The sequence below is a fragment of the Lawsonibacter sp. genome (assembly GCF_022777125.1).
In the GTDB taxonomy this organism is placed as follows: Bacteria; Bacillota; Clostridia; order Oscillospirales; family Oscillospiraceae; genus Lawsonibacter_A; species Lawsonibacter_A hominis.
In genome coordinates this window covers 17,307-29,066 of the sequence record NZ_JALFGV010000039.1, presented here as the reverse complement: position 1 = coordinate 29,066, position 11,760 = coordinate 17,307, and the positions used below count along the sequence as shown (strand labels likewise).

The window sequence follows — 11,760 nt, the reverse complement described above, 5'->3', positions numbered from 1 at the left end:
AGTAATCCGGGGGCACGTCATAGAAGATCTCGCTGGCGTCCACCACCCGGTAGGAGCCGGGGAGCGAGGCGATGTAGGCAAACTCACTGTCGGTCAGGCTGCTCCAGATAAGGACCTGCTCCGTACCGTCGGCGCCGGTGACCACGATCACGCAGCCGGTCAGGTCCCGGAAGGAACCGTCATTGCGGACGATCCTCCTGACAATGTCGTCTCCCTCCTGCAGTGTGCCCGCCGGGATGCGCACGTACAGCCCCTCATCCCGGAGGAGGATGTCATAGTTCTTGTTATCCTCCACCAGCTGCTTTTTCACCGAATCGGACAGCTTGGTTACACCCTCCGGGAAGGTCACGGTAACGGTCTTCTCCGTCTCGTCATAGGTCAGGTCGTCCCGCTTCACCTGTCCGGCGGAGGAGGCGCCGCTTCCGCCGTCGGGGATGTAAGCCTCCACGCTGACAAAGCCGGTGGCCGCGTTCTCCCACAGGGTCGGGTCGGCCTCATACGCCGCGTCGGCCAGCGCGTTCAACCGGTCCCGCTCGCTCTCGTAGGCCGCTGTGGCGGCGGCCAGCGCGTCCTCCGCAGCATTCTTCGCAGCCGCGGCGGATGCGGTGTGTACGCCGGTGAAATAGTCGCTCACCGCCCTGTCATAGGCCGCCTTTTTCGCATTCCTTTCGGCCTCTGCCGCGTTCAGCCATGCCTCCAATGCAGCCAGCACGGCCGTGTCGTTTCCGATCCGTTCTTTGTACGCCGCCTCGGTCTCCGGATTTCCCGCCTCAGTCTGCCAGACCTGCAGGGCGCTGGCAGCTTCGGCTACCGATTCGGCCGCCTTGCTCCGGATCGCTGCTGCGGACTGTCCGGCCTGCGCCGTATCCACCCGGGCCTTGGCGTCCGTCATCGCGTCGTACAGCGTGCCCAGGTCCTGCAGTTCGTTCACCGTCACGCCCGCCATCAGGCGCACACCCAGCTGATAGTCACCCGCAGCCAGTGCGTCCAGGGTAGTCCGGTTCAGCGCGGCAAGGGGCATGCGGATGCTCTGCCAGCCGGTGAGGGCCGCTACATCCGTCAGGTCCTTCTGACTGCCGGTCTTGGGGATCAGTGCAAACTGGTACAGGCCAGCGCCGTCCCGTCCGCCGGAGGCGGTGACGTAGATCGCGCCGTTGCTCTGGCCGTAGGCGGCCCGTTTGACGGCTGCGGTATAGCGGATATAGGCGTTTCCGATGGTCACATCACTGTGCAGGATGTTGGAAGGGTCGTTCTTGTCCCGCAGATAGAGCACATACGCCCCGGGCTTGAGCCCTGTGAGCCGCTCCGTATCCGCCCTCCACTGGGCCTCCTCCGGCGGCGCGCCGTCCTTGGGGGCCTCTGCGCCGGTCAGAAGGACGAACTCATACGCGCCCTGATAACGGCCGGTCTCGGTCTTGGACCGGTCGGCATCATAGCGCCCGCCGGTGATCCTGGCGGCGTCCAGGGCATATTCGCCGTTGTCTGCCGCCTGGTTCCAGGGCTCCCGGATGATCTGCGCGCCCTCGCTGAGGGTAATGGGTACGGTCTTAGTAACGGTCAGGGACTTGGTGGCCACGTTCCCGGCGCCGTCCTCCGCCTCCAGCACATACTCGCCGGCAAAGGCCGCCTGGAAGGAACCCTTCAGCATGGTCTGATCCCTCCGGATGGTCTGGCTCTGTCCGTTGATGCGGATGTCCGTCAGCGGGGACGCGCTGTTCGCTCCCTTGGAGGACGACCAGCTCAGCTTGAGCGGGTCTGCCTCTTCCGCCTCCAGGGTCACGGTGGGGATATCGGAGTCCATCTGCTCCATCAGCACGAAGCGGGTGGCCCAAGTGCCGTCCCGGGCGGTGACGGTGGCCTGATAGATTCCATTGCGCTCTGTCTGGAAGAGGCTCTCTTGATCCGCAAGGGCCGTCAGCTCCTGCAGCTCCCAGCCGGAAGCGCCTTCCTCTGTCTTCACCTCATGGAACTTCACCCCGGCGGAGGCGATGGGCGTCTCCGCATCGTGGGGCGTGCCGGTCACTTCCAGCGCGGCCTTCTGGAGGTTTTTCACATACTGCCCGGCCGGCAGGCCGCTGTAGGTCTCGCCGCCGTCGGTGCTGATCTTCCACGCGGTGGTGAGCAAGGGCGCGTACGCGTTGGTGTTGCTGGAAACAGGATGTGCAAACCAGTCCACCGCGACGCTGCGGGCGGTGGTATTGCCCGCCTGATCCCGCGCCTGCACCACCAGGGTCTGGTTCTGCGTCACGGCTGCGTCAAACTGCCAGAAGCCCGCGCTGTTCTGTTTCAGCGCCGCCGGAACCGTGCCGTTCAGCGTCAGGGAGCTCAGCCCGGTGTCATCCAGCACATAGCAGGTAAGCGCCACGCTCCCGCTGCCGCTCTGGATGGACGCGGTGTCCGGGAAGCTGCGGCTCCAGTAGATCTGGGGCGCGTTGCCGTCGTCCGCCGGAGTGGGGACTGCGTTGCCGTAATAATACTCCACCAGCTTGTCGAACTGCACCGCCTCCGCGGTACGCTCCGGTACGGTGATGGTGACGGTATGGGTGTAGCCGGTCACATTGTCTCCGAAGGAGATGGATGCATAACCGGCTTTTCCGCCCTCAGCGGCGACGGTCTGTGCCGCAAAGCCGGGGAATGTGCTCTCCACCTGTACGGTGCCCTTAACGTACAGGTCGATGGCGGAGGCCACGGTGCGGAAGGTAAGCCTGGAGCCGCCCTCGGCATAGGACAGGTCGCCCCGGGAGGGCGCGGTGTTGTCGGCGCCCCACGCGGGAACGTCATGTTTGCTGAAGGACCAGGTCTGTCCGTCCGGACCGGCGTTCTCGTCATAGATGCCGCCGTTCTTGTTGATAAAGGTAAAGAAGTTGTTGTCCTTATAGATGTTGATGCCCGTCTCCTGGCCGCTCACGGTGTACGCGATAGCCTGGGTGGTATTGGTCTGGGCATCGTACAGATTGATGACGCCGGCGCCCCGGGAGGAGGGCACGATGACCACGGTCCTGTCCGCGGCGTTATAGTAGAGGATCCCGAGGTGGTTCTGCTCTCCGGTCACGCTGGGCGGCGCCTCGGTGGCGGTGATGACCGGCGCGGCGCCCGTGGTGGACAAGGCCGTAACGGGCAGGCGCAGGGTATTGCCCATGGCCAGCGAGAGCTGGTCGGGCGCGGACAGATAGGTGGTATGCTCAAAGCTCTTGGTCTGCACGTTGTTCAGGGTATCGTACTCGTCATGCTCCGCCACGCGCACGCCCTGTGTCCAGGTCTCCAGACGGTCCGCGTCACGGAAGACCTCCACCTTCAGGTTCAGGCTGCCGGTCTGAGCCCCCTGGTAGCAGGAGGGCGGCACCAGCAGCGTTCCGGTGACGGTACGGCCGTAGCCGGAACGGATATCGCCCCCATCCGAAGCGTTGTACAGGTAGAGGATACCGTTCTTTTTCTCCGTGTCGGTGCTGGCGTCGAGAAGCGTGAGCCGCTCTTCCTGAGAGACGCGCAGCTCTGCCGCGGTGATGTCCAGCACGCCGTAGGCGGCCGCGCCGGTAGCGGCGTCGACGCCGTTCTCATACTGGAACTGGACATACACATCCTCCGCCGTCACGCTGCCCCGGTTGCCCACCTGGAAGTCCACCTCCAGGATGGTGTTTCCGTTTTCATCCACGCCCTTACGGGTCAGGTTGAAGCGCTCAAAGCCCAGCTCCGGCTTCTCCTCCACCACCAGGGTCCCGGTGGGGTTCCCATCCGCGTCGGTATCCAGCGTGGTGGCCTGAAAGGCGCTTTCGGCATACGTCGCATCCTCGCTGACGGTGAGATAGAATACGCTTCCGGCCTGGAGATCCCGGTCCAGCTCCACCGTTCCGTTCAGCGTCACGGTCTCGCCGGGCCGGATGTTCTCCGCTACCGTCCAGCTCCCCAGTTCCACCGCCCCGGTGCCGCCCGCGGGCTGGACCATGAGCTTCACCGTGATTTTGTTCGCCTGGCTGCCGCGGATCGCCGCGTCGCCGGTGTTGGTAAAGGAAAGGGTGGGGTATAGCTTGCTGCCCGCGGTGAACTGGTAGAAGGGGAAGCTCAGATGGTCCCCGCCGATCCCCTGCCCGCCGATGCCGTAGCTCAGCGCATAGATGCCCACGCTGGCGTCCGCCCCGCTTTTGGGCATGAGGATGGTCTCGCCGCCGGACTGCCGCTCCTCCAGAGGCAGCATGCTGCCCTGGGCCAGCACCAGCAGGGTATCCTTGCACTCGCCTTCGCTCGTCACCTGTACGCCCACAGCGGCCTGGAGGTTGGCGAAGGTGAACTGGGCGGGATCGTCCTTGGGCGCATACGCGTTCTCATACCCCTCCAGCTTGCCCAGGTAGGCCGCCTGGGTCTCCTCCGCCGTCCAGTTATTGGCGATGCTGTCCTCATAGATCTGCATGCCCCGCATGGCCAGCATGGTGCCCGCGCTCCATGTGCCGGTCTCGGGGTCAAAGCGGCTGAGGTAGACCGCGTTGTTTACCGTGCCCGACACGGGGGATACGTAGACGGCGGCGATGCCGCCCGCGCTGTCCGCCCCGATGGTGACGGCGGTGCGCCCGCTGGAGGCCTGGCTCCTGGTCGTCCCGTCAGCCTGCACGAAGTCCTCCGCCTTGAAGAAGGGGTAGAGGGTGCCGGTTCCGCTGGTCAGGATGCTGTCCAGACTATCCGCCTTGATGATATAAGCGGCCCCGTTCATCTCGAAGAGCAGGAAATCTTCCGGGTCAATTCCGTCCGAAAGCAGGCTCAGCGTCTCGGGGTCCTGCAGCTTGCCGCCGATCTTGCCGTTGAGGAACTGGAGGTTTGCAAAGTAGGGGTTCTCATACGCGCCGGCCAGCGCGCCGTTCCGGTAGAAGCCGTCCCTGCTGTCGGTCTGGTCGTAGTCCACAATGGTGCGCAGCAGCCGGGCTTCGCCCCAATCCCACGTATCCCCCGTCTTGGTCAGCGCCCGCAGATACAGGCGGCGGATATGGGCCAGGTCGCTGTCCTGCGCGCTATCCAGGCCGGTGGTATAGGCCGCGTAGTAGGTATTCGCATCCTTTTTCAGCACGTCGATGTTTTCAATGACTTCGCCGCCGGCACCGTCCGCGTCCTTGGCCAGCGCGGCGCCCACATCCACTCCGTCGATACTGGCATGGAGCTCACTGTACTTGCCGTTGATCTGCCATTGGGCCAGCGCGGTCTGAAGACCGTACGCCACCATGGCCTGCCGCGCCTCCGGATCCGTTACGCCGCTGTACATCCGGTTCAGATGCGCCTGATAGCCGGCGGTCTTCTGCGCGATCTCATCCTCCGTGTAGTGATGGGCCCTGGCGTAGAACACCGCGTCTCCAGCGCCGTCCGGCAGGGAAACGCCGGCCCGGTGTTCCGTACCGGTACCGGAAAGGGTCTTATGTCCGGTAAAGCCCTGCTCCGTCTGCGTGGTGTCGAAGGCGGCCGTCCGGATCACGGTATTGGTCTGTGCCGCGGTGAACGCAAGGGCCCGGGCGTCCGTCTGTGCCTGTTGGCTTCCGGCAAAATAGTCATACCAGGCCTTGTATTGGTCGTATTCCGCCTGCTCGCTTTGCCACGCCTCATAAGCAGCCTGTTTGGCCGGGTATTCTGCGCTGGCCTTCGCGTAGTCCTCCCACGCTTTCCGGTTGGCCTCATACGCCGTCAGCGCCGCCTGGTAGGCGCGCTCCGCGGCAGGCAGATCCTCATAGCCCGGCGCAAGATAATGGGCGGGCGTTTCCTCGTCCGGGCAGGCCGTATAGCCCGCGTGCGTTTCAGGATCGTAGGCCGCTGCCGTTACATAATAGCTGGATGGCTGCGGCTGGGCCAGCGTCTGCGCGGGCGGCTGGGGCTGCTCCGGCGCCGGCACGTCGGCGGGGTCGTTTTCAGCGGCGGCCTTGCCGGCAAAGGAGGTGTAATTATACTTGTTCATATCCGCCGGGCAGGCGCTGGCAGGTACCGTTACGCTGCCGCCCGCGGCCCAGTCCGCCGCCTGATAGCTGACCCAGGCGGCGTGGATGGCGCTCCCCTCCGTCCATGCGGAGAAGCCCAGATCGCCCGCTTTGTCATTGTCCAGCTCGATGTAGGGGGTGTCCGACGTCTCATCCAGCGGATTGACCAGGGCATATTTTTCGTTCAAATTCGTTGTAGTTGCCTTGATCTTGGAGAGCACCAGCATCATGTTGTCCATCTCGCCGGCCGTTTCACGGCTGACGGTATAGACCAGATAGTTGGCGCCGTCCACACTGACCACTTTGTAATCATAGCCGGTGATGAGTCCGTCCACCAGCTTGAAGGCGTCGCCGGAGGAGCCGTAGCCGGACAGCTCGAAGGGGGCGTCCTGGTCGCTGGGCTGGTAGGCAAAAAGGGACACGTCCCCCGTATCCGGGGTATAGATCCGCTGGGTATCCGCCGTACTGCCCAGCAGGCCGATGGAGATGGGCGAGGAATAGACGTCTCCATTGCTGTCTTCCACACTGAGGGTACCCATCCGATCGCCAAAGGCGCCCCAGCCGGTAGACCAGCCCTCGCCATCCTCATAGGACACCGCGTAGCGGATCAGATCCATTTCATAGCTGAGCACGGTGAACACCGCCCGCACCGCCAGGCCGATGCCCAGCTCGAAGGATTTCACCTTGGCGGCGTTGTAGTGATAGCCGGTATAGACGCCGTCTTTATAGTCCCGCTCGTATTCGCCGAACAGGAAGGTGGCGCCCACGTTGAACTTGAGGAAGATCTCCAGCTTGAAGCACACGATGCCCAGGCCTGCGCCCGCCTCCATCATGAAGGAGGGGGAAAGCTCCAGCCCGTTCCAGTAGGTGTTGTTTTCGGAATAATCCACCTTGGCCACGCGGGTGATGCTGGTCTCCTCGTCCACGGCCCGCAGCGTGACGGTCTTGCTCTCGCTCAGCTTCGCCCCGTCCTGCTTGGCCATGATGATCAGCACGGGAGCGCTGCCGTCGGATTCGATGATGCCTTTGCGGTCTTCATCCCCATAATCCAGGTAGAGCCGTCCGGAGAAGGTGATGTGGAAGGCCTTGATATCGGTCGTAAAGGCTACGGTCTGATCCTTTTCCAGCGTCTCCGCGTAGGTGTACGCGCTCCGATCCTCCGGATCGGCCAGCGTCACCTTGTCGCTCATCTCGTGGACCTCCCGGTCCACGGTCAGGCCGGTGGTCAGCTCGATGCCGCCGCCGAAGGTGAGGAAGATGTACACGATGGGGAAGAAGGACAGGCGGTATTGGAGGGTAAATTCCAGTTCCGCCGACACCGCCACCGTGAACTGGTTGAACTGATACGCGTTGCTCACCGGGTCGTATTTGAACAGAAACGCCAGCGCTACGGAGAAGCCCACGGAAAAGCCCTTGGAGGTAAACTCGGGGTCGGCCTTCTTGCCGTTCTGGTCTGCTACGGGATGAGAGGCCAGCCAGGAGTCGTCCAGTTCGCCCGCCCCGCTGTTGCCTCTGATAAAGTTCCACAGTTTGGCCATGTCCTCCCCGTTGGCCGCGTTGGCCTTGCCCGGCCCGAACCAGTTGCTCTCCTTCTCGGGCGGGTTGCCGGGGGTGGGCGTCGGCGTGGGCGGGTTGACGGGGCTGGGGCTGGGCGTCGGATTGTTGCCGCCGTCGCCGGTCCCGCCGGTGCCCGCGTCGCCGTTGGAGTTATAGCCGCCCAGCGGGATCCCGATGGAGAAGCCGACCTCATAACCGTCCACGGTGACCGTCACATAGTCGGTTGCGCCGACCTCAAAGGCGGGCAGCTGAGTGCCCACGTCCATCTCGAACATGCCGCCGTCGCCGCCGTCCATCAGGGACATCGTGCCGGCGGTGCTTTTGCTGGCCGTGTCTACGCCCGCATCCGGGGCAACGGTCCCGTTCATGACCTTGAGGTAGTCGGAATTCTCGTACAGGCCGCCGCCATAGCGGTTGGTGCTCTCGGGCTCGGGCGCCGGGGCGCAGGCGGTGTCGGCGTCCAGCACCTGGATGTTCCCGCTGCCGTCCGCCTGATAGACCCGGCCGTTTGCCGCGGCGATCTCATCGGTGGTCTTATTCTGTACCTGTACGCTGAGGGCATACGTGTCGTTATAGACATAGGAGCCCAGGTAGCCGTTGATCTGGGCCAGTGCCTCCGCCTCGTCCGCATAGCTCCAGCCCCGCGCACTGCCGTCCGCCACGGTCCCGGCCAGGGGGATATTGCTGCCCGCCAAGCTGTGGGGGATGGTGATGGGGGAGGGATATGCAAAAGGATAGAGCAGGCTGCCCTTGAACTGGGGCTCCCAGGTAACGGTATCCCCCACGATGCGCAGGGGGTGGAAATCGCCGCCCAGGGGGAGGTCGATGACGCCGGTCCTGCCGGCCTCCCCGCCGTACATGGCGTGGTTATCCGCGGAGCGGGTATAGTCGCCTTCGCTGGGCGCGAAGCTCGCCACGTCCTCCACGGAATAGGCGCGGGTCAGGCCGCTGACGATGTAGCGGTAGCTTTTCTGCTCTTCCGTCATGCGCCCCAGCGCGGCGGAGCCGGTCACGTCGGTGACGAAGCTGGGCAGCACTTGGGCCCGTTCGTCCTCGCCGCCCTCCGGCACCTGGAGGTTCCGGGGCGTCATGGTGTAGAAGGCTTTCAGGAAGTGCTGGGCATACCCCGCGATCGCCCCGTCGCTGTCAAAGCAGGGCTGGGGCGCAAAGATGCTCTCGTCGTAGTCCACCCCATCCTCCAGGAACATTACCAGCTGATCGCTGACGCCGTCCACCGGCGTCAGCACGAAGGTTCCGGTGGCCTCGTTGTACCAGCCGTCGATCCGGCCGTTGCGGTTGGCGTCCAGATACAGCGCCGTGCGGTCGATGGCGGTGGTCATGACGCTGTCCACCTTGGCGTAATCGCCCTGATAGTAGCGGAACGTCAGGTTGGCGGAGGCCAGGTCCGCCTGCCTGAGCCAGATCTTGGCATTGCCGTCATAGACCACGCCGCCGAAGAGGATCTTATCCGTGGCGGGCAGATTGAAGCAGATCCACTGGAGGTTTTCCAGCGTATTGGACTTGAGGAGGGTGGAGTTCTCCGCCGCCTCCCGGGTCAAAAGCGCGTCCCCCGCCTTCACCTCCGTGATCGTGTCAAACCGGTCCGACTGGCGCTCGGATATGGGCGTACAGCCATAGGAAATATGGCTGTCCCGGTAGAAATTTTCAATGGTCTCGCCGATCTTGCTGTTGTCGATGTTTGCCTGGACGTTGCCCTGCTCGTCCAGACTGCGGGGCACGGAGGGAGCCACGTCCACCTGGATGGACTGCTTGCGGGTCATGACCAGGCAGAGGGTATAATCGGCCGCAAAATCCGCGGCGGTCATGCCGTCCCACACCAGAGTCATGGTATAGGCCGTCACCCGGTCGCCCGAGGTGACCGGGGCCGCCTTGACCTGCCGGAGGACCGCGCCCTTCGCATCCATCAGGAACAGCGCGTAGGAGAGGCTGCCGTCCTGCGCCGCAGGGAAATAGGCGGCGGAGTTGGGTACGTTCACCTGGATGGTGGTCCCCACATAGGGCCTGCCGCTGCTGGCGCCGCCGTCTGTGATGGTGATGGTGGGCTTGATGCCCTCATAGGCCCCGGCGGCCTCGCTGAGCACCGTGGCTCCGTTCGCGGAATCGGAATCGTTGGCGGTGTAGATGCGCAGCGAGAAGCGGCCCGTCAGCAGGCGGCGGGTCAGGGTGAGCCCATCGGTAGACGCCCTGCCGTAATCGCCGGCCAGATTCTGGCCGTTGACGCCGTACTGCCCGAACTGGAGGTATTTGGCGTCTCCGCCGTCTGCGTCTGTCGCAAACGCGTAGGACGCGTATTTCCAGGGCGTCCAGTACAGCGTCCCGCCGCCCCAAAGGCTGTTTCCGCCCTCCAGATGGGCGTCGGAACCGGTCTCGTAGCGCTTTCCGGCGGAACCGGCGATCCGGAAATAGGGATTGGAGCAGGTGGGGTTGCCATAGTCCTCATGCATTCCGGCGGTAAAATTCACCCGGCCGCTGAGATTGGTAAACATTTCGTTGAGATAGGCGTTGGTATACATGTTGTGGGGGCCGTGATCCCGGCCGTACATTTTCTTTTCCAGATAGCCCGTGTCGTACGAGCCGCTCCAGCTTCCGCCACGGAACGAGAGCCGGTCGGCATAATCGTAGGTAAACAGGGAAACGTCCCCCGAGGCGGCGCTGCCGGAGACAATCTCCACGGCGCCCACGCTCTTCTCCTGCTGTTCGCCGGTCAGGTCCGGCCCGGCGGCGGGCGCGGCGATGGTGCCGCTCTCCGATACGCCGCCGCTGACGTCCACCACGCCCGCGTCGTAGAGCACGGTGGCCAGATTCTCCCCGGTGCCGGCGGCCGTATTGTACAGCGACACAACGGCGGTATCCGCCCCCAGGGTATACAGATCCGCCCGGTCTCCCCCGCCCTTCAGATTGGACAGCTCCAGCTGAAAGTCCGCGGTATCCTCCCGGGATACGATCTTATCGTCGATCAGTTCCACCCGGATGGTCAGCTCGTCCACCCCGGCATAGAACGCCAGCGTACCGCTCCCTTCGACGTAGTCCGTCCCCGCCTTGGCGGTGCCGTCGGCAGTGGCCCAGTCCACGCTCAGCACGTTCTGGGTGCCGCCGGTGCGGCGGACGGTGACCTCGGCAACGCCCGCGGACTTGTCCGCCCGCAGCTGGGTGAGCGCAAAGCCGACTTCCGCGGCCTCGGGCGTCTCGTCGTCCACCGCATGGAGGATCAGGGTGCTGGCCGCGTCCAGAATGGCCCCGCCCTCACAGCCGGCCAGGCGGAGGGTGGCAAACTCGTCGGCCTCCGCCTCGTCGTCCTGCTCGATGGTCACGCGGAGCTCCTTGACCCACTCGTCCTCCGCGAAGGTGACCGCGAAGGCATAGCCGCTGTAGGGATCCGCCTCGTCCATGGCCAGAGGCAGGTAGGAAGGTTCGCTCCACAGGGGCACATCCTCCGGCCTTTCTTCCAGGGTCTCCTGCGCCGGACGGACGTATTCCCGCCCCAGCAGAGAGTCGGAGCAGTAAGTCACGCCGCCCAGCGTATAGACGCAGCGGAAATCATACCCGTCCAGATCCGCCTCGGCTACCGTCAGTGAGGCCTCCGTGGCCTTGCCGATGGTCTTCCAGTCTCCGCCGCTGAGGATATACCACTGCCAGCGTTCGGCGCGCCCCTCCGAGAGCGTCAGTACCACGTCCCCGTTTTCGTCCGCCCGGCTCTGACGCACGGACACGGTCCCTTCCGGCTCCAGCGGGTCCGGAGCTTTGCCCACCGGCTGGTACCAGGCCGCGCTCTGGGTCTCCTCCACCCGGATGGTCACGTCTCCGCTGCTCAGCGCGTTGGCGTAGTTGGGCGATTGGTCCTCGTTGGCATAGACCACCGGCTCATATCTTACCAGCACCGTGGCCCGGCCGGTCGTACCGCCCAGGCGGTAGAGGGTGATGGTGCCCTCGCCGCCCTCGGACAGGGTCAATTCGGCCGCGTCCAGGGCAAAGGCGCCGTAGGGATAGACCTCATCCCAGTCGTCCTCCGGCTCCAGCGCGCCGTTGGCCGTCTGGATGACCGGCTTGCTCCCGGCCGGCGTGTAGTAGGCCATCGCCTGGGCGGGCAGCAGGCCCAACAGCAGGCAGGCCGCCAGCACCAGGCTGATGATGCGCTTCCAGTTCACTTTCATGGGTGCAGATACCTCCTCCTCAGTTTAAGCGTCCTCTTCATGTCCAGTTGAAATTCTGGAGCTGAGCCAGCGTCCGGGCGTTTGCA

1 protein-coding gene is annotated in these 11,760 nt (G+C 64.3%); it reads right to left on the bottom strand.

The annotated features are described in order from the left end of the window. Window positions 1-11,674: Calx-beta domain-containing protein (locus MR825_RS03370; protein WP_287878874.1), on the bottom strand; the 11,674-nt coding region annotated here is incomplete at its 3' end. Window positions 11,675-11,760: the final 86 nt, after the last annotated feature.